Consider the following 17,496-nt stretch of genomic DNA (forward strand, 5'->3'; position numbering starts at 1 on the left):
TCCTATTTCAGACGGCCTGTCTGGCCGCGGTCGCGAAGATAATGATCGGCAATGGCGCAGGCGACCATCGCCTCGCCGATCGGCACGGCGCGAATGCCGACGCAAGGGTCGTGCCGGCCCTTGGTGCGCACGTCGACATTCTTGCCATCGGCGTCGATCGACTGGCGTTCGGTCAGGATCGACGAGGTCGGCTTGACGGCGAAACGCGCCACGATCGGCTGTCCGGTCGAGATCCCGCCGAGAATACCGCCGGCATTGTTGGAAAGGAAGATCGGCGTTCCGTCATTGCCCATGCGCATCTCGTCGGCATTGTCTTCGCCTGAGGTTTCGGCGGCGGCAAAACCATTGCCGATCTCCACACCCTTGACGGCATTGATCGACATCAGCAGCGAGGCGATGTCCTGATCGAGCTTGGAATAGATCGGCGCGCCGAGACCTGCGGGCACGCCTTCGGCGATCACTTCGATAACAGCGCCGATGGACGAGCCGGCCTTGCGGATGCCGTCGAGATATTCCTCCCAGACCGGCACGATTGCCGCATCCGGCGAGAAGAACGGGTTTTGTCCGACCTGATCCCAGTCCCAGTTGCTGCGGTCGACCTTGTGTTTGCCGATCTGCACCAGGGCGCCGCGCACGGTGACACCTGGCACGACGAGGCGGGCGATGCCGCCGGCCGCAACCCGGGCGGCGGTCTCGCGCGCCGAGGAGCGGCCGCCGCCGCGATAGTCGCGAATCCCGTATTTGAGGTCATAGGTATAGTCGGCATGGCCGGGCCGGTATTGCCGGGCGATCTCGCCATAATCCTTGGAGCGCTGGTCGGTGTTCTCGATCAGCATGGAGATCGGCGTGCCTGTGGTAATCATCGTCTCGCCGTCGGAATCGAGCATGACGCCGGACAGCACCTTCACCAGATCATCCTCGCGCCGCTGCGTCACGAAGCGGGATTGGCCGGGCTTGCGCTTGTCGAGCCAGACCTGGAGGTCTTCGAGCTTGAAGCGCAGACCTGGAGGGCAGCCGTCGACGACGCAGCCGAGCGCCGGGCCATGGCTTTCGCCCCAGGTGGTTACGCGGAAGAGGTGACCGAATGTATTGTGTGACATTTGTTCCCACGGCGGCGCCTGAGCGCCGGTCGCCGCCGGCCGCGCCATTGCTTGAAAAGGCGCGACACTCATAGGCCAAAAAACCGCCGAGGCAAAAGCCTTTCTTTGCGTCAAACCGGCAGCGGCGGAAATGCTGTTTCGCTCCTTTGCGGCAGCATGGCCGTCACGAAGCCAGCCGCCATCCAGTTCCGGCCGCAGCGGCGGTGAGATCAGCGAGGGAAGCGCGTGGTTAACGCAGCGCCTTGATTATGTTTAAAATGCCATTCATCAATTGGGCGGGAAAAGCCATTCTTACGGGCAATTTTCGCCATATTCAGGAGATTATCTGTGGCCAGTGTTCTCGTGCAGCGTTTCAAGAGGATTGTTGCCATGCGTTTCGTCGTCGCCACGCTTTTGGCCACAGCAAGTTTCCTGTCGCCGATGAGCGGTTTTGCCGAGAGCGCCGATGTCGAAGCGACGATCAAGAAGGTCGACACGGCCAATCTCGTGCTGACGCTCGACGATGGCAAGACCTATCAGGCGCCGGAGGAATTCAATTTCGACGGCCTCGAAGCCGGCGTGAAGGTCATCGTCTTCTACACCGAGGTCGACGGCAAGCGCGTCATCAACGATCTCGATATTGTTAAGTAGGCAGGACTCTGGAGAAGGCAGCTGCCCCTCACCCTAACCCTCTCCCCGTAAACGGGGCGAGGGGACGTGCCCTACGAGAGCGAGCGGGAACGGAGAGGTCGCGACATGTCCCTTCGCCCCGTTTACGGGGAGAAGGTGGCGGCAGCCGGATGAGGGGCCGGTCTCGGCAATCTCCCGGGCCAACGCTGAGCGCAGGCGCGCCCTGCGATGCCTACAGCCAGACGATCGTCCGCTCGCTGGTATCGATCCTGACGATCCGGTCCTGTGGTATACCGCCTTCGGCGGCGGTGCTCTTCGGCAGGTCGGCAATCGCCTGGAACAGCGTGCGGATGACGCCGCCATGGGTGACGCAGACAGTCGGGCGATCGACGGAGTGCAGCCATGCGCTTGTGCGCCAGGAGAGGATCTCGTAGCTCTCCGCATCGTCGCCGGGTGGAATGAAATCCCATTTCGAGGCATTGCGTTCGGCCACCCGCTCGGCCTGCGTCGCCCTCAGTTCCTTGAGCGTCGAGCCCTCCCAGTCTCCGAAGGAAATCTCCACCAGCCTCGGATCGGTGCGATAGGCAAGCGGCGGCAGTCCCATGGCGGCGCGCATGATTTCCATCGTTGCGCGCGTGCGTCCGAGAGGGCTTGCGACAAAATCGAATTCGCCAACCGTATCGCCGAGGATCTTGGCCAGCTCGATGCCGTTCTGCCGGGCCTGTTCCAGGCCGATGGCGTTCATCGGCACATCCTTCTGGCCCTGCAGGCGACGCTCGGCATTCCAGTCGGTCTGACCGTGTCTGATCACGTAGATGAGCACGGTCTCGACTCCGGGGGGACTTAGTCCTTGACGACCGAAATATCCGGCGCGTCGACCGCCTTCATGCCGATGACATGATAGCCGCTGTCGGCGTGATGCACTTCACCGGTGACCGAGCGCGACAGGTCGGACAGCAGATAGAGGCCGACGTCGCCCACTTCCTCGATGGTGACCGTGCGGCGCAGCGGGGCATTATATTCGTTCCACTTCAGAATATAGCGGAAATCGCCGATGCCGGAGGCGGCGAGCGTCTTGATCGGCCCGGCCGAAACGGCGTTGACGCGGATGTTTTGCGGCCCGAGGTCGACGGCGAGATATTTGACGCTCGCTTCGAGCGCGGCCTTGGCGACGCCCATGACATTATAGTTCGGCATGACCTTTTCGGCGCCGTAATAGGTTAGCGTCAGCATCGAGCCGCCGTCCGTCATCAGCTTCTCGGCGCGGCGTGCGACCGAGGTGAAGGAGTAGACGGAAATCTGCATCGTCTTGGTGAAATTGTCGGGCGAGGTGTCGATGTAGCGGCCGGTCAGCTCGTCCTTGTCGGAAAAGCCGATCGCATGCACGAGGAAATCGATCTTGCCCCACAGCTTTTCGACATTTTCGAAAACCGCGTCGATGGTGGATTCGTCGGCGACATCGCAGTGGCCGACGAGCGTCGCGTCGATCTCGGCTGCAAGCGGCTCGACACGCTTCTTCAGCGCATCGCCCTGATAGGTGAGCGCGACTTCTCCGCCCTGCGCATGAATGGCCTTGGCAATACCCCACGCAATCGAACGATTGTTGGCGACACCCATGATGACGCCGCGTTTGCCTGCCATGAGGCCGGATGCTTGAGCCATATTTCGCTCCCTAGGATTCTGATCGATCCTGCCTATGGCATAGGCCGTTAATCGGTTCAAGCTTGGCCTGGATCATCAACTGTTAGGGATCGTAACAAAGGGTGCGAATGTCATAAAAATTTCACAGGAACAGGCCTTCGCGCATGCTCCGCATGAGATCTGTGATCTTATCGTCGGGTTTTTCCCACAGGATGATGCGCAATTCGACGACGAGATCGCCTCTGCTGCCGTCTTCCCGCGGCAATCCCTGGCCGGGAATCGCGATCGTCTTGTCCGAGCCCGACCATGCGGGAACGGTGATATCAAGCGGCCCGGCCGGGCCGTCGATGCGCGCCTCGGTGCCGAGCACGGCATTCTCGATACTGATCGGCAGCACGGCGTGCAGGTCGAAACCATCGACGGTGAAGCGCGGATCGGGGGCGATGCGGATATTGACGACGGCATCGCCGCGCTGCATGCCCGGCAGCTTGAAGCCCTGTCCCTTGAGCCTGATCTCGTGACCATCCGTGGTGCCGGCCGGCAGCGCGAAGCCGATTTCGCGGCCCTCCGGCAACGACGCGTTGATCCAGCCGCTTTTCAGCACGTCGTCGATCGTGACCGTCGCCGTCGTCACCTCGTCCGGCGCTTTCTCGAGGCCGCTATCCTTGGCGCCGGTGAAACGGCGCACCAGCGATGTCAGGATGCTGAGCGGCAGCGACAGGTTGGCGGCATTGTTTGATGTCTCGCCGGGTTCCTCCTCGGCTTCGGGGGCCTCGCCATCCACACGTTTGCCCGCTTCGGACTGTGTCTGGCCCTGCGTCTGCTGGGACTGCGTCTGCTGGGCGCGGCCCTGCGCCTGGCCGCCCGCCGCAGCGCGTGTCTGCGCGCCGAAAATGCGCTCGACCATCTCCTCGGCACCTTCGCCGGTGCCGGCCTGCTGTTTTGGGCCTTCGGCCGCGGCCTTCTGGGCAGCCCGGGCAAGCTCTTCCATCACCCGCTCGGCATTGGCCTGCGCCGCCTTGGCGCGGGCCGCAGCCTCGCGCGCGGCCTGGCGCTGCTGCATGATCGTCTGTTCCTGCTTCTTGGCTTCCGCCACCCGCACGGCATTGTCGAACAGGCTGCGTTTGCGCGGGTCTCTCAGCGTTTCGTATGCGCGGCCGATCTCGGCGAACCGCGCCGTCGCCGTCGGATCGTCCTGATTGTGGTCGGGATGGGCTGCTTTGGCCATGTTGCGCCAGGCCGCCTTGATCTCTTCTGCCGCCGCGTCGCGTTTGACGCCCAGAATTTTGTAAGGATCGCGCATGTCAAAACCGCCGGTGTTGCGATGCGGGTGACGCCTGTCCTTGCCCGGCATCCCCGCCCAATATCGAAGTCCAATATCAACATGTGACGCGCCACCGGCCACAAAGGCAGGCAGAGCCACTCTCGACACCGATCGTGCGGCCGAGTTGCTAATCACTTCTTATTTCCGTGGAGAGATGGGGAGTGTTTTGCCGTAAATGGTTAGCTGTTTGCTAAGCATTCGCCACAAAGCCGGCGGCCGTTAACTGTCGCGCGCCGAATTGGTTCCGGCAGATCAAATTTCCCGCCGGACATTAACTTTCACGCCGGAAATTAGCTTTCCCGCCGGAAATTAACTTTCCCGCCGGAAATTAACTTTCCGGCTGGAAGCTCAGCAGCTGCCAGTTGCCGCCGCCGACGAGGCAGGTCTTGCCGTAGAATTTGGCGATCCCGACATAGGAATGCCGCGTCGTGCGGAACTGCCGGCAGACCTGGCCCGATTCGTTGTTTTCGACGATCGTATCGATGACGCCGGCGCTGCCGGTCGATGCATTCGCCCAGGGAAGCGGCTGGCCTTCGAGCTTGTGCACATCGGCCGAGGTCACGGCGTTGCGCACTGTCATCTCGTCCGAAAGCGTGTCGGTGCTCGGCGGCGTCTGCGGCACGGTGCCGGTGGCCACCGACCGGTCGACCTTGGCTTCGCTCAAGAAATCCATCCCGCCCGCGAGGCAGCCGGAAAGCGACAGCATTGCGGCGCCGACAACCAGGAAGACGCTGCTGCGTTGCCGCAGGCCCTTTGTATGGCGATATGACTTTGCTATGACTTCCACCCTGCGTCCTGTCCAGTTATCAAAAGCTGGGCGAGTTTTGAATAATCCGGGGCATTTGAACCAATATGTCGGCAAACGAGTTAACAAGCGGTGACTTTACCGAAAGTGGCGAGCCCTTCAAGCTCTTTGCCGAATGGCTGAAGGAAGCGGAGGCCTCCGAACCGAACGATCCCAATGCCGTGGCGCTGGCGACGGTCGATGAGCATGGTCTTCCCAATGTCCGCATGGTGCTCCTGAAGGGATTCGACGATGACGGTTTCGTCTTCTACACCAATTTCGAGAGCCAGAAAGGTCGCGAAATCTTGGGGCAGAAGAAAGCCGCCATGTGTTTCCACTGGAAAAGCCTGCGCCGCCAGGTGCGGTTGCGCGGACCTGTCGAGATCGTGAGCGACGCCGAAGCCGACGCCTATTTCAAGACGCGGGCGCGCGGCAGCCGCATCGGCGCCTGGGCCTCCAAACAATCGCGTCCGCTCGAAAGCCGATTCGCGCTGGAGAAGGCGGTGGCGGAATACACCGCCCGCTACGCCATTGGCGAGATACCCCGGCCTCCCTATTGGTCGGGCTTCCGCATCCGGCCGACCTCGATCGAATTCTGGAAAGATCAGCAGTTCCGCCTGCATGACCGCATCGAATTTCGTCGCCCATCCCCAGTCGGGGCCTGGGAAAAGGTACGGATGTACCCTTAGCTCACCCTCTACCGGCCCATCAGTTTCAGCGGAATGCCGGAAGCAAGCGCCGAGACGTAGCGCCGCTTCTGGTAGTAGCCGTTCAGCGACATGCGCGGGAGATAGCCGGTCTTGCCGGTCGCCGGCAGCCCCGGCTGCGTCGTGACCGCGACCGAAAAGCCCAGCCGGCCGGCAAGTGTCTCCTCGCGGGCGGTCGCCGCCTCCGGCGTGCCGTAGGGATAGGCAATCGCGGCGGGACGGGCGTCGGTCAGCGCCTCGACATAATCGGCCGAAACTTCCATCTCGATCCGCGCTTCGGCCTCCGGCAGGCGGGCAAGCGCGCGATGGCTGATCGTATGGGCGCCGAGCGTTGCAAGCGGATGTCGGGCGAGCCGCTGCAACTGCACCGGTCCCATCACCAGATCGCGCACGATATCGGTCGGCTCGATGCCGTGTTCCCGGGCCAGCATATCGAGGGTGGCAACGGCGCGCGCCTCGTCGAAGCGGTGGATATACCCGGCGAAGCGGTCGAAGGCATCCCATTGCTGCCGCGGGTTGGCGAGGGCCAGCCGCTCGCTGCCGTGGCCGAAATCGAAGCGGATTTCTTTTGGCCGTCGCAACAGGACGGCGAGCGTTTCCCACCAGATGCTGTGGGAACGTTCGGCAAAACCCTTGGTGACGAACACCGTGAAAGGCGCCCGATGCCGCTCGAACACCGGCAGCGCATGCTCCATGTTGTTGATGTAGCCGTCGTCGAGCGTAAAGGCCGCAAACGGCCGGCCGCCCTCGGGTTCGGCCAGAAGCGCCGGCAGCTGGTCGAGCCGCACGAAGCGATAGCCGTCGCGCGTCAGTCGCCTGAGCGCCGCATCGAGAAAATGCGGCGTGATTTCAAGATGCGCGTTCGGCGTAAAGGCGTGGGGCTCGTGCGGGCGGACATGATGCAGCGTGAAGATGACCCCGCGCCCGCGCGCCTGCCGCATCAGGCCGGCCGCTGCGATCAACGAGGATGCCTCGAGCCCGGCGCCGATCGCCACGCGTTTTGCCAGTCGCTTCAATTGCCCCGTCATGCGTCGCCCATTGTCCTTTGCCGCAAACTAGCAACGGCGGCTTAAGCCTTGCTGAATCCCGCTTTCACACAGCTTCTTTCGTTTTCTGTTAACCAAGGCGATGAAAAGACTAGAAAAATCGTAGGCGTTGCCGCAAAGTCGCGCCAAACTTCCGGCTTCTGTCACATTACGACACATGGCCGGCCCATCGAGAGCCAGCGCATCAGGGGGAACTCCATGAGAAAGCTTTTGGCGGCTGTTTTGACCGTGACGCTGGTCGTTTCGGCGCCGCTTGCGGCTCTTGCCGGCAGCGCCTCGCTGGTCCTCGATGCCCGAACCGGCAAGGTCCTGGCGTCCGAAAACGCCGATACGCTGAACCATCCGGCCTCGCTCACCAAGATGATGACGCTCTATCTCACCTTCGAGGCGCTGAAACGCGGCAGGATCGCCTGGGATACGCCGATCAAAATGTCGAAATATGCAGCCGCCCGGCCGCCAACCAAGCTCGGCGTCAAGGCCGGCGGCACCATCACCGTGCGCGAGGCGGTCTATGGCATGATCGTCAAGTCCGCCAATGACGCCGCTGCCGCCATGGCCGAGACGCTCGGCGGCTCGGAGGCCGGCTTTGCCCGGATGATGACGGCCAAAGCCCGCCAGCTCGGCATGAGCCGCACCGTCTTCGTCAATGCCTCCGGCCTGCCGGACGGCCGGCAGGTGACGACGGCGCGCGACATGTCGACGCTCGGCGTGGCGCTGATCAAGAATTATCCCAATGAATATCGCCTGTTCTCGATGGCAAGCTTCAATTTCCGCGGCAAGACCGTGCGCGGCCACAACAATCTCATGTACCGCTACCAGGGCATGGACGGCATCAAGACGGGTTATACCAACGCGTCCGGCTTCAACGTCGTCAGCGCCGTCAGAGACGGCAACCGCCGCGTCGTCGGCGTCGTGCTCGGCGGCCGCACCGCCCGCAGCCGCGACGCCAGGATGGAAGCGCTGCTCGACCGCTATCTCGGCCGCGCCTCGTCATCCGGCGGCGCCAGGCTGATGGCGAGCGTCGCCGCCAGGGAACCGGTCGAAGTCGCGTCTGCGGCTGACTCTTCCGATGTTCCGGTGCCGCTCAACGCCCGGCGCCCGGACGAAGATCCCGCAGCCAAGAGCCTGGCTTATGCCGATGACGCCGTCGTGCCGCTGGAACGTCCTGTCGCCATGGACGAGATCCTGAATGCCGGCAAGACCGGCAAGGCACCGGCCGAGAAAACCGATGGCACCTGGCAGATCCAGATTTCGGCGGCCCCCAGCGCCGATGCGGCGCGTGCGCTTCTTGCACAGGCCCAGTCGGAAGGCGGCGCACCGCTGGTTTCCGCCTCGCCCTACACTGAGGCGGTCGGGCAGGGGGCGAACCGGATCTATCGCGCCCGCTTCGTCGGCTTTGCCAGCAAGGACGCCGCCGCCTCCGCCTGCGATGCGCTGAAGCAGCGCTCCTATGACTGCGTGCTGCTGCCCGACCACAGCTGATCCCAGCGGCATCATACTCGGCTCTGGACAAGCAGCGGGAATCAGCGTCTCCTCCATAAACAAAAGGAGAACATCCATGCTGCGCCGTCTCGCCGACCAGTTCGAAGCCGCTTCCGCTGTCCATGTCGCCGAGAGCGGCATCGAGCGGGATGACGACTGGTTCCTTTTGAAGCTGCAGGAGGAAATGGGAGAGCTCACCCAGGCCTGGAACCGGCTGACCGGTCGGGGCCGTGCCAAAGGCCGCTCTCCCGAGGATATCAGGCGCGATCTCGCCGACGAGACTGCCGACCTGCTCGGTCACCTCCTGCTGTTTGCTCGCCGTAACGACATCGACATCGCCGCCGCGGTCGAACGGAAGTGGCGGTTTCAGCCGGCACAGACGACCTAAGCGCCACGTCAGCTGTCCGATCGACTAAGAGAGCTGGCCCAACAGGCTCACGAGCCAGAACGAAACTGCCGAAATCATTGCCGCGGCCGGCAGGGTGATGATCCATGCGATCACGATGTTGCCGGCAAGCCCCCACCTGACGGCGGAGACGCGCCGGGCGGCGCCGACGCCGATGATGGCGCCGGTAATGGTATGGGTGGTCGAAACGGGGATGCCGAGCCAGGTGGCGCCGAACAGCGTCAAGGCACCGCCCGTTTCGGCGCAGAATCCTTGCATTGGGTTCAGCCGGGTGATCTTCGAGCCCATCGTATGGACGATGCGCCAGCCGCCGAACAAGGTGCCGAGCGCCATCGCCGCCTGGCATGAAATCACCACCCAGAGCGGCACGTGGAAGCTGCCGCCGAGATAGCCTTGCGAGTAAAGAAGCACGGCAATGATGCCCATGGTCTTCTGGGCGTCATTGCCGCCATGACCGAGCGAATAGAGCGATGCCGACACGAATTGCAGAAAACGGAAGGACCGGTCGACGGCAAAAGGCGTTTGCCGGATGAAGGTCCAGGTCACCGCCAGAATGAGGAACAATGCCAGCAGGAACCCGATCATCGGCGACATGACGATGGCGCTCGCGGTCTTGAGAAGGCCGCTCCAGACGATCGAGCTCAACCCTGCTTTGGCAAGGCCCGCACCGACCAGCCCGCCGACCAGGGCATGGGATGAACTGGAGGGAATACCGAAGATCCAGGTCACGACATTCCAGACGATGGCGCCGATCAAGGCCGCGAAAATCACCTGCGGTGTCACGATCGCCGGATCGATGATGCCGGTCCCGAGCGTCTCGGCCACATGCAGGCCGAAGAACAGGAAGGCGATGAAATTAAAGAATGCCGCCCAGAAGACCGCATATTGCGGCCTCAGGACCCGTGTCGAGACGATTGTGGCGATCGAATTGGCCGCATCATGCAGCCCATTGAGAAAATCGAACAGCAGCGCGACGCCGATGAGGCCGACAAGAAGCGGAAGAGCGAGGGCGGCATCCATCAGACATTCTCGATCACGATGCCGCTGATCTCGTTGGCGACGTCCTCGAAACGGTCGACCACCTTCTCCAGCTCGCCGTAGATCTCGCTGCCGATCATATAGGCCATCGCATTGCCGGCGCGGTGCCGGCGAAACAGATCCTTGAGCCCCTGCTCGTGCAACTCGTCGGAGCGCCCTTCCACCCGCGTGACCTGTTCGACGATGGCAGAAAGCCGCGGCGCATTGGCGTTCATGCGATCGAGCAAGGGAATGGCCTCGGCGATGAGATTGGCAGCTTCCACAACGGTCTTGCCCATCTCCTGCATCCCCGGATCGAAGCTGGTCTGCTCGAAGAGCCGGATGGTTTTGACGGTCTTGTGCATCATGTCGATCGCATCATCCATGGATTGGATGAGATCCTTGATGTCTCCACGATCGAAAGGTGTGATGAAGCTACGCCGGACGGCCTGCATGACTTCGCGCGTTATATCGTCGGCCTGATCTTCCAACCGCACGATCGTTTCGCATTGATGCTCGATCTCTACTCCCGACAGCAACCTGTCCAGAGCCTGTGCGGCGCCGACGATCGTTCTGGAATGTTGTTCGAAAAGGACGAAAAACCGGTCTTCGCGCGGCATCAATTTCCGAAACCAACCCAGCATGAACACCTCGTGATTTTTGATCTGCGCTATGGATGACGAGCCGTCCTAAACCCTATCCCGTTGAAGAGATAGGGCCGAGTTTCGGTTTGTGACAGTTTTATGACAGTTGTGGCGCGACAGGAACATGGCCGTTATCGGCCGCCGACCCTTTGCGGCATCCGCAGTCAGCCGACCTTATACCGGTAAAACTTGGTGTCCACGGCCATCAGCGGGAAGGAGCGGGGCAGGGCGCTCTTGGCAATCTCGGTAAAGCCGTTCTTCTCGTAGAAGCGATGGGCGGCAACGAATTTGTCCGTGGTGCCGAGGAAGATGTCGGTGAGGCCGGCATCTCTGGCGTGGTCGAACAGGCGCTCGAGAAGCCGCGCCGCCACGCCGTGCTCGCGGCCGCGAACCTCGGCGGCGACGAACATCTTGCGCAGCGCTGCCTGATTGTTACCGAGATCCTTCAAGCCCAGCGTTCCGACGATCGCGCCGTCCTTGACGGCGACCCAGAACTGACCTTTGCCGGATTGGTAGAAATCCGGGATGACCCGGAGATCCGGCTGCGCATCGGCTGTGATGTCGATGCCGAACTCCTCGCGCTGAATCGGCAGGATCACCGACAGCACGTCATCGGCATCGCCGGCGGCAAAGGGTCTGATTTCGATCTCTGGCATGAGGAAATACTCCGCCTCAGGTCTGCGTGCCGCCGACGGTGATCTGATCCATGCGCAGATGCGGCTGGCCGACGCCGACCGGAACCCATTGGCCGGCCTTGCCGCAATTGCCGATGCCGGTATCGAGCTTCATGTCGTTGCCGATCATCGACACCCGCTTCATCGCATCCGGGCCGTTGCCGATCAGCATCGCCCCTTTGATCGGCGCGCCGAGCTTGCCGTTCTCGATCAGATAGGCCTCGGTGCAGCCGAAGACGAATTTGCCGGAGGTGATGTCGACCTGGCCGCCGCCGAAGGAGACGGCATAGATGCCCTTCTTCACCGAGGCGATGATCTCTTCGGGCGTCTTGTCGCCGCCGAGCATATAGGTGTTGGTCATGCGCGGCATCGGCACGTGGGCATAGCCCTGGCGGCGGCCATTGCCGGTGGGCGCCATGCCCATCAGCCGGGCATTCTGCCGATCCTGCATGTAGCCGACCAGCTTGCCGTTCTCGATCAGCACGTTGTAGCCGGACGGCGTACCCTCGTCGTCGATCGTGATCGAGCCGCGGCGGTTGTCGATCGTGCCGTCATCGACGACGGTGACGCCGGGCGCGGCGACGATCTGGCCGAGAAGGCCTGCAAAGGCCGACGTCTTCTTGCGGTTGAAATCGCCTTCCAGCCCGTGGCCGACGGCCTCGTGCAGCATCACGCCCGGCCAGCCGGAGCCGAGAACGACGTCCATCGTGCCGGCCGGCGCATCGATCGCTTCCAGATTGACGAGCGCCTGGCGCAGCGCCTCGTCGGCGCCATATTGCCAGCTGCCCTCGGCGATGAAATCGCCGAAGCCGATGCGCCCGCCGCTGCCGTAAGAGCCGCTCTCCTGCCGCTCGCCTTCACCGACCACGACGGAAATGTTGATGCGCGTCATCGGCCGGATGTCGCGGACACGGTGGCCGTCGGCGCGCAGGATGTCGACGACCTGCCAGCTCGCAGCGACCGAAGCAGTCACCTGCCGCACCTTGTCGTCCTTGCCTCTGAGATAGGCGTCGATGTCCTGCAGGACCTTGACCTTCTCCTCGAAGCTCGGCTGGCCGATCGGGTTCTGGTCGCCGTAGAATTTCTTGTTGGTGCCCTGGGGAGCGGCGGCATAGGTGCCGGAATAGCCGCGCGTCACCGCGCCGACCGCATCGGCCGCCCGCTTCAGCGCCGCCACCGAGAGGTCGCCGGCATGGGCATAACCCACGGCTTCGCCGGCAACGGCGCGAAGTCCGAAACCCTGTTCCGTATTGAAGCTGCCGCCCTTCAGCCGGCCATTGTCGAAGGTCAGCGCCTCGGCCTGGGCATGCTCGATAAACAGCTCGCCGTCATCGGCGCCGGCGAGCGCTTCGGCGACAAGGCCGCGCATCGTGGCCTCGTCGGCATCGAAAAGCGTCAGGAGATCGGTGGTCATGGTCTGGCTCCAATGGCATGCGTTCGGGAGTTCGCTTACGCCTTAGATAGGGCTCAACCTGATAAGGAGTGAAGCCCTGTCTTCGAATTATTCTTTGTTGGGCAGAGCGATCTTGGAAATGGAATGGCCTTCGAAAGAGATGTAAGCGTTTTATCGTTTCGCGCTGGGTGGCGGCGCGGCTGTTTTGAGATGATCAGTTGGGGGGGCCAATTTGCTTGAAATGATGAGACGTGGTGCGAGTGGAGTCGTTCTCGCTCTTCTTTTTCCGGTGACTGGCCTAGCGGCCGACACCCGGCTTGAGAAGGTCTTTCCCGATCCGGAGGAGTGCCTCGCGGTCGACGGAATGATCTATTTCGATTTCGACGAACGAAGCTGGTGGTGAGGGAATATAAAAAGGCTCAAGTTCAAAAGCATATCGCGGCCAGGGATGTGATCGTCCGAGAGGAATGCAACGGCGGGGCAGGGATTGCTTCGCCATTGATAAACAAGCCGGGTGAGTTCTTCGGAAATCAATATTCCATATTCGAAATCCCCGCTTCGGGACAGTCGAATGATGGATGCTTCACAGCGTCATCGTATAACATCCTGTTCTCGAAGCCCGGTGCGGCGCTCAGGGATGAGATCGAAAGGCGCACCGGAAAAAGGCTGGAAATATACTCCCCCACCCGTCCCCGTAGCGGTAGTGCAGATGAGATGCCTGGCTATATCGTCGATGCAGGCGACCATTCCGAATATGTTTGCAGCTTTTCCGAGTATGATTAGGTTTCCGGGCTCATAGTCGAGCTGAAGATGATCCACGTAGGCAAGGCTGGCGATCGATCTCGAGGACTGCCCCTCACCCTAACCCTCTCCCCGTAAACGGGGCGAGGGGAGTTGCCCTGCGAGGGTGAGGTGGGAACCGAGAGGTCCCGGCATGGTCCCTTCGCCCCGTTTACGGGGAGAAGGTGGCGGCAGCCGGATGAGGGGCGGACCCATGGTAGACGGCCGCCAGCCTCACGGCAGCGCGTCGAAACCTTCGGCGAAGCCCTTGAGGTCGACGGGGATGCCGATGCCTTCTTCCGGGGTCTGGAAGACGATGAAGGTGGCCTGGGCGCCGCTGCGGAAGGTCTTGAGCAGTTCGTCCTCCAGCACGACTTCGGCATAACAGCCGTCGGCGAAGCAGCGGACGAAGTAGGCGCGGCCGATATCCTTGCCGTCGACATTGAGGCCGAGGCCGTTCGGCAGGAGCACGCCGAGCGGCGCCAGCACGCGCAGGATCTTCGATTTGCGGTCGGCCGTCTTCAAGACGACGACGGAAAGCCCGACCTCCGGCCGGTCCTCGGCGATGACGTTCTGCATCAGCGCGCATTGTTCGGTCGCCGCACCGGCCGGCTTGTCGCAGACGACAGACCATGCGCCGTGATTGGATTTCACTGTGCCCGGCGCCTGCGGCTGGGTCTGGCCGGGCGTCACCTGGATATTCGGGTTGGCAGCCGGGGGCTGCTGGGCCGGGGCAGGGGCGGCCGGTGCAGGGGTGGCCGGTGCAGGGGTGGTGGGCGTGGCCGGGGAAGGGGCGGGTTGCTGCGCGAAGACGGGCGTCGTCGCTGCGGCCGCGATGCTTGCAGTCACGAGAAGCGACCGCGCGAGGGAACGGAAACCCATGGAAACCTCTGGATATCGAATCATTGCGGCTATTGTTGAAGCTGCCCACCGGAAATGAAAAGCCCCACCCCGTGAAAACCGGGGGACTGCGGCAGAAATTGGACCTTTGTCATATAATGTACGGCGGGCGGATCGGCCGGAAAGGGCATTTTTCATATGCCGATGAAAAACTTGGGATGTTTTGCCGTTCGGCCTGCCTGTGCTTTAAGCAAAAATGCCGCATAGACAATTGCTCCTGCCTGTTGCGGCAAATGCCAAACTGTGGTTTGAAGCGCTGAACATGGCAAGGATTCTGCGTTCGATTTAGCAGGTCAAGCGCTCGAGGGAGATAATAAGGTGATGAAGAAGGCTTATGCAGCCCTGACCACGCTGGTCTGTCTGCTTTTTGCTTCCGGCACATATGCCGACCAGCCGACGCCGTGGCAGGCGACGCTGCAGCCGGCGGCGACGCCGATCATGCGGGAAATTCATTGGTTCGAACAATATACCCTGTGGTTTATCGTTCCGATCACGCTCTTCGTCCTGATCCTGCTCATCGTCGTCTGCTTCAAGTTCCGCGCCAGCGCCAATCCAGTGCCTTCGAGGACGAGCCACAATACGCTGGTCGAGGTCATCTGGACCGTGGGGCCGGTCCTGGTGCTGCTCTTCCTCGCCATTCCCTCCTTCAACCTTCTGACAGCGCAGCTGACGCTGCCCGAAAATCCTGACGTGACGATCAAGGCGACCGCCACCCAGTGGCAGTGGAACTATGAATATGAGGGTTCGGGCGACAGCCCGCTCGCCTTCGATTCCTACCTTTTGAAGGATCAGGATCGCGCCGCCGCCGGCAAGGAAGACAAGTCGGTCTATCCGAGACTGCTCGCCGTCGACAACGAGCTGGTGCTGCCGGTCAACAAGACGGTCCGCGTTCTCGTGACCGCGGCACCGACCGACGTCATCCACGCTTTCGCCATGCCGTCCTTCGGCATCAAGATCGACGCCGTGCCGGGCCGCCTGAACGAGACCTGGTTCAGGGCCGAGCGCGAAGGCCTGTTCTATGGCCAGTGTTCCGAGCTTTGCGGCAAGGACCATGCGTTCATGCCGATCGCCATCCGCGTCGTCTCCGAGGACAAGTACAAGCAGTGGCTGACCACGGCCGCCAGCGACCTGCCCGGCGCCTACAAGACACTCATGGCCGCAACCGATGGTCCCGCGAAGACCGTCGACGTTGCCGAAGCACAGTAATTAAAGGGGATCGGGACAATGGCTGGACCTTCCGCTCACGACGATCATTCTCATGCCCACCACGACCATGCGCATGATGATCACGATCACCACGATCACGGACACAAGCCGAGCTTTATCAATCGCTGGCTGTTCTCGACCAACCACAAGGACATCGGTACGCTCTACCTGATCTTCGCAATCATCGCCGGCATTATCGGCGGCGCGCTGTCGGTGGCCATGCGCATGGAGCTGCAGGAGCCGGGCATCCAGATCTTCCACGGCCTGGCCTCGATGGTCTACGGCTATGAGGGCGATGCCGCGATCGACGGCGCCAAGCAGATGTTCAACATGTTCACGACGGCGCACGCGCTGATCATGATCTTCTTCATGGTCATGCCGGCGATGATCGGCGGTTTTGCCAACTGGATGGTGCCGATCATGATCGGCGCCCCCGACATGGCCTTCCCGCGCCTGAACAACATCTCCTTCTGGCTGATCGTTCCGGCCTTCGCGCTGCTCTTGCTGTCGATGTTCGTCGAAGGGCCGGCAGGCGCTTACGGCACCGGCGGCGGCTGGACGATGTATCCGCCGCTGGCGACGAGCGGCACGCCCGGACCGGCGGTCGACCTGGCGATCTTCGCGCTGCATATCGCCGGCGCCTCGTCGATCCTCGGCGCGATCAACTTCATCACAACGATCCTCAACATGCGCGCCCCCGGCATGACGCTGCACAAGATGCCGCTGTTTGCCTGGTCGGTGCTGATCACCGCCTTCCTGCTCTTGCTGTCGCTGCCGGTTCTGGCAGGCGGCATCACCATGCTGCTGACCGACCGCAACTTCGGCACCTCCTTCTTCTCTCCGGAAGGCGGCGGTGACCCGATCCTCTACCAGCACCTGTTCTGGTTCTTCGGTCATCCCGAGGTCTACATTCTCATCCTGCCGGGCTTCGGCATGATCAGCCACATCATCTCGACCTTCTCCAAGAAGCCGATCTTCGGTTATCTCGGTATGGCTTACGCCATGGTCGCGATCGGCGCCGTCGGCTTCGTCGTCTGGGCCCACCATATGTATACGGTCGGTCTGTCGCTCGATGCGCAGCGCTATTTCGTCTTCGCCACGATGGTCATCGCCGTCCCGACGGGCGTGAAGATCTTCTCCTGGATCGCGACGATGTGGGGCGGCTCGATCTCGTTCCGCACCCCGATGATCTGGGCGATCGGCTTCATCTTCCTGTTCACGGTCGGCGGCGTCACCGGCGTCCAGCTTGCCAATGCCGGTCTCGACCGCTCGCTGCATGACACCTATTACGTCGTGGCTCACTTCCACTACGTTCTGTCGCTCGGCGCCGTCTTCGCGATCTTTGCCGGCTGGTACTACTGGTTCCCGAAGATGACCGGCTACATGTACAACGAGTTCCTCGGCAAGCTGCATTTCTGGGTCATGTTCATCGGCGTCAACCTGGTGTTCTTCCCGCAGCACTTCCTCGGTCTCGCCGGCATGCCGCGCCGCTACATCGATTATCCGGATGCTTTTGCCGGCTGGAACTATGTTTCCTCGATCGGCTCATACATCTCGGCCTTCGGCGTGCTGATCTTCCTCGTGTCGGTCTTCGAAGCCTTCGCCAAGAAGCGCCTCGCCGGCGAAAATCCGTGGGGCGAGGGTGCGACGACGCTGGAATGGCAACTGCCTTCGCCGCCGCCCTATCACCAGTGGGAACAGCTGCCGCGCATCAAGTAAGGCGCGTGGAAAACCGGACGCCGCATTTCGATACGGCGTCCGGCATAAGTAAATTCAGGACGGA

19 protein-coding genes are annotated in these 17,496 nt (G+C 62.0%); 8 read left to right on the forward strand and 11 right to left on the reverse strand.

The window, feature by feature from the left end:
- Positions 1-2 precede the first annotated feature (2 nt).
- Complete coding sequence (gene aroC, locus ACQ7C1_RS02320; protein ID WP_430957153.1) at positions 3-1,100, reverse strand: chorismate synthase; 1,098 nt, start codon at positions 1,098-1,100, stop codon at positions 3-5.
- Between the two features lie 369 nt (positions 1,101-1,469).
- Here aroC and ACQ7C1_RS02325 point away from each other — a divergent pair, with 369 nt between their 5' ends.
- Positions 1,470-1,730, forward strand: coding sequence for a DUF1344 domain-containing protein (locus ACQ7C1_RS02325; RefSeq protein WP_003569889.1), 261 nt, complete (start codon positions 1,470-1,472; stop codon positions 1,728-1,730).
- Between the two features lie 211 nt (positions 1,731-1,941).
- On the opposite strand, the gene ACQ7C1_RS02330 is transcribed toward ACQ7C1_RS02325, so the two are convergent.
- From ACQ7C1_RS02330 to ACQ7C1_RS02345, 4 genes are all read right to left on the reverse strand, one after another.
- Positions 1,942-2,532, reverse strand: a complete 591-nt coding sequence (locus ACQ7C1_RS02330) for a histidine phosphatase family protein (RefSeq protein WP_430957154.1) — start codon at positions 2,530-2,532, stop codon at positions 1,942-1,944.
- 20 nt (positions 2,533-2,552) lie between these two features.
- On the reverse strand, positions 2,553-3,371 hold the full coding sequence (gene fabI, locus ACQ7C1_RS02335; RefSeq protein ID WP_064800910.1) for an enoyl-ACP reductase FabI: 819 nt from the start codon (positions 3,369-3,371) through the stop codon (positions 2,553-2,555).
- 121 nt (positions 3,372-3,492) lie between these two features.
- Positions 3,493-4,653: a DnaJ C-terminal domain-containing protein gene (locus ACQ7C1_RS02340; protein ID WP_430957155.1), complete on the reverse strand. Its 1,161-nt coding sequence runs from the start codon at positions 4,651-4,653 to the stop codon at positions 3,493-3,495.
- A gap of 349 nt (positions 4,654-5,002) precedes the next feature.
- Entirely contained in the window at positions 5,003-5,461 is a 459-nt protein-coding gene (locus ACQ7C1_RS02345; protein WP_064800911.1) for an RT0821/Lpp0805 family surface protein, read from the reverse strand.
- A 65-nt stretch (positions 5,462-5,526) separates the two neighbouring features.
- Here ACQ7C1_RS02345 and pdxH point away from each other — a divergent pair, with 65 nt between their 5' ends.
- Positions 5,527-6,147 carry a pyridoxamine 5'-phosphate oxidase gene (pdxH, locus tag ACQ7C1_RS02350; protein ID WP_085777196.1) on the forward strand — a complete coding sequence of 207 codons (621 nt, stop codon included), beginning with the start codon at positions 5,527-5,529 and terminating at the stop codon, positions 6,145-6,147.
- Positions 6,148-6,155: 8 nt separating this feature from the next.
- On the opposite strand, the gene ACQ7C1_RS02355 is transcribed toward pdxH, so the two are convergent.
- Complete coding sequence (locus ACQ7C1_RS02355; protein WP_430957156.1) at positions 6,156-7,193, reverse strand: polysaccharide deacetylase family protein; 1,038 nt, start codon at positions 7,191-7,193, stop codon at positions 6,156-6,158.
- Between the two features lie 216 nt (positions 7,194-7,409).
- On the opposite strand from ACQ7C1_RS02355, the gene ACQ7C1_RS02360 reads away from it, so the two are divergent.
- Positions 7,410-8,693, forward strand: coding sequence for a D-alanyl-D-alanine carboxypeptidase family protein (locus tag ACQ7C1_RS02360; protein ID WP_430957157.1), 1,284 nt, complete (start codon positions 7,410-7,412; stop codon positions 8,691-8,693).
- A 76-nt stretch (positions 8,694-8,769) separates the two neighbouring features.
- Positions 8,770-9,081: a pyrophosphatase gene (locus ACQ7C1_RS02365; RefSeq protein ID WP_085777199.1), complete on the forward strand. Its 312-nt coding sequence runs from the start codon at positions 8,770-8,772 to the stop codon at positions 9,079-9,081.
- 24 nt (positions 9,082-9,105) lie between these two features.
- Here ACQ7C1_RS02365 and ACQ7C1_RS02370 read toward each other — a convergent pair whose 3' ends face one another.
- From ACQ7C1_RS02370 to tldD, 4 genes are all read right to left on the reverse strand, one after another.
- Positions 9,106-10,119, reverse strand: a complete 1,014-nt coding sequence (locus ACQ7C1_RS02370; protein WP_085777200.1) for an inorganic phosphate transporter — start codon at positions 10,117-10,119, stop codon at positions 9,106-9,108.
- Complete coding sequence (locus tag ACQ7C1_RS02375) at positions 10,119-10,760, reverse strand: DUF47 family protein (RefSeq protein ID WP_430957158.1); 642 nt, start codon at positions 10,758-10,760, stop codon at positions 10,119-10,121. The genes ACQ7C1_RS02370 and ACQ7C1_RS02375 overlap by 1 nt, the downstream gene beginning before the upstream one ends.
- A 164-nt stretch (positions 10,761-10,924) precedes the next feature.
- Entirely contained in the window at positions 10,925-11,416 is a 492-nt protein-coding gene (locus ACQ7C1_RS02380) for a GNAT family N-acetyltransferase (protein ID WP_430957159.1), read from the reverse strand.
- Between the two features lie 16 nt (positions 11,417-11,432).
- Complete coding sequence (tldD, locus tag ACQ7C1_RS02385; RefSeq protein ID WP_430957160.1) at positions 11,433-12,848, reverse strand: metalloprotease TldD; 1,416 nt, start codon at positions 12,846-12,848, stop codon at positions 11,433-11,435.
- A gap of 220 nt (positions 12,849-13,068) precedes the next feature.
- Between tldD and ACQ7C1_RS02390 the strand changes: the two genes are divergently transcribed.
- Positions 13,069-13,230, forward strand: coding sequence for a hypothetical protein (locus tag ACQ7C1_RS02390; protein WP_430957161.1), 162 nt, complete (start codon positions 13,069-13,071; stop codon positions 13,228-13,230).
- Complete coding sequence (locus ACQ7C1_RS02395) at positions 13,227-13,610, forward strand: hypothetical protein (RefSeq protein WP_430957162.1); 384 nt, start codon at positions 13,227-13,229, stop codon at positions 13,608-13,610. The genes ACQ7C1_RS02390 and ACQ7C1_RS02395 overlap by 4 nt, the downstream gene beginning before the upstream one ends.
- 231 nt (positions 13,611-13,841) lie before the next feature.
- Here the strand turns inward: ACQ7C1_RS02395 and ACQ7C1_RS02400 are convergent, their stop codons facing one another.
- Positions 13,842-14,513, reverse strand: coding sequence for an invasion associated locus B family protein (locus ACQ7C1_RS02400; protein ID WP_183705248.1), 672 nt, complete (start codon positions 14,511-14,513; stop codon positions 13,842-13,844).
- 315 nt (positions 14,514-14,828) lie between these two features.
- Between ACQ7C1_RS02400 and coxB the strand changes: the two genes are divergently transcribed.
- Together coxB and ctaD are read left to right on the forward strand one after the other, a co-directional pair.
- Positions 14,829-15,713: a cytochrome c oxidase subunit II gene (coxB, locus tag ACQ7C1_RS02405; RefSeq protein WP_430957248.1), complete on the forward strand. Its 885-nt coding sequence runs from the start codon at positions 14,829-14,831 to the stop codon at positions 15,711-15,713.
- An 18-nt stretch (positions 15,714-15,731) separates the two neighbouring features.
- Positions 15,732-17,432: a cytochrome c oxidase subunit I gene (ctaD, locus tag ACQ7C1_RS02410; protein ID WP_430957163.1), complete on the forward strand. Its 1,701-nt coding sequence runs from the start codon at positions 15,732-15,734 to the stop codon at positions 17,430-17,432.
- Positions 17,433-17,496 lie beyond the last annotated feature (64 nt).

This window comes from Rhizobium sp. Nf11,1 (assembly GCF_050587665.1).
Taxonomy (GTDB): Bacteria; Pseudomonadota; Alphaproteobacteria; order Rhizobiales; family Rhizobiaceae; genus Rhizobium.

Bases quoted from the DNA above. Each gene is read 5' to 3' on its own strand.
- ACQ7C1_RS02400 (WP_183705248.1), bottom strand. From the start codon at position 14,513: ATGATTCGATATCCAGAGGTTTCCATGGGTTTCCGTTCCCTCGCGCGG.
- ACQ7C1_RS02370 (WP_085777200.1), bottom strand. From the start codon at position 10,119: ATGGATGCCGCCCTCGCTCTTCCGCTTCTTGTCGGCCTCATCGGCGTC.
- coxB (WP_430957248.1), top strand. From the start codon at position 14,829: ATGAAGAAGGCTTATGCAGCCCTGACCACGCTGGTCTGTCTGCTTTTT.
- ACQ7C1_RS02360 (WP_430957157.1), top strand. From the start codon at position 7,410: ATGAGAAAGCTTTTGGCGGCTGTTTTGACCGTGACGCTGGTCGTTTCG.
- ACQ7C1_RS02390 (WP_430957161.1), top strand. From the start codon at position 13,069: ATGATGAGACGTGGTGCGAGTGGAGTCGTTCTCGCTCTTCTTTTTCCG.
- ACQ7C1_RS02355 (WP_430957156.1), bottom strand. From the start codon at position 7,193: ATGACGGGGCAATTGAAGCGACTGGCAAAACGCGTGGCGATCGGCGCC.
- ctaD (WP_430957163.1), top strand. From the start codon at position 15,732: ATGGCTGGACCTTCCGCTCACGACGATCATTCTCATGCCCACCACGAC.
- ACQ7C1_RS02365 (WP_085777199.1), top strand. From the start codon at position 8,770: ATGCTGCGCCGTCTCGCCGACCAGTTCGAAGCCGCTTCCGCTGTCCAT.
- aroC (WP_430957153.1), bottom strand. From the start codon at position 1,100: ATGTCACACAATACATTCGGTCACCTCTTCCGCGTAACCACCTGGGGC.
- pdxH (WP_085777196.1), top strand. From the start codon at position 5,527: ATGTCGGCAAACGAGTTAACAAGCGGTGACTTTACCGAAAGTGGCGAG.
- ACQ7C1_RS02375 (WP_430957158.1), bottom strand. From the start codon at position 10,760: ATGCTGGGTTGGTTTCGGAAATTGATGCCGCGCGAAGACCGGTTTTTC.
- ACQ7C1_RS02340 (WP_430957155.1), bottom strand. From the start codon at position 4,653: ATGCGCGATCCTTACAAAATTCTGGGCGTCAAACGCGACGCGGCGGCA.
- fabI (WP_064800910.1), bottom strand. From the start codon at position 3,371: ATGGCTCAAGCATCCGGCCTCATGGCAGGCAAACGCGGCGTCATCATG.
- tldD (WP_430957160.1), bottom strand. From the start codon at position 12,848: ATGACCACCGATCTCCTGACGCTTTTCGATGCCGACGAGGCCACGATG.
- ACQ7C1_RS02380 (WP_430957159.1), bottom strand. From the start codon at position 11,416: ATGCCAGAGATCGAAATCAGACCCTTTGCCGCCGGCGATGCCGATGAC.
- ACQ7C1_RS02325 (WP_003569889.1), top strand. From the start codon at position 1,470: ATGCGTTTCGTCGTCGCCACGCTTTTGGCCACAGCAAGTTTCCTGTCG.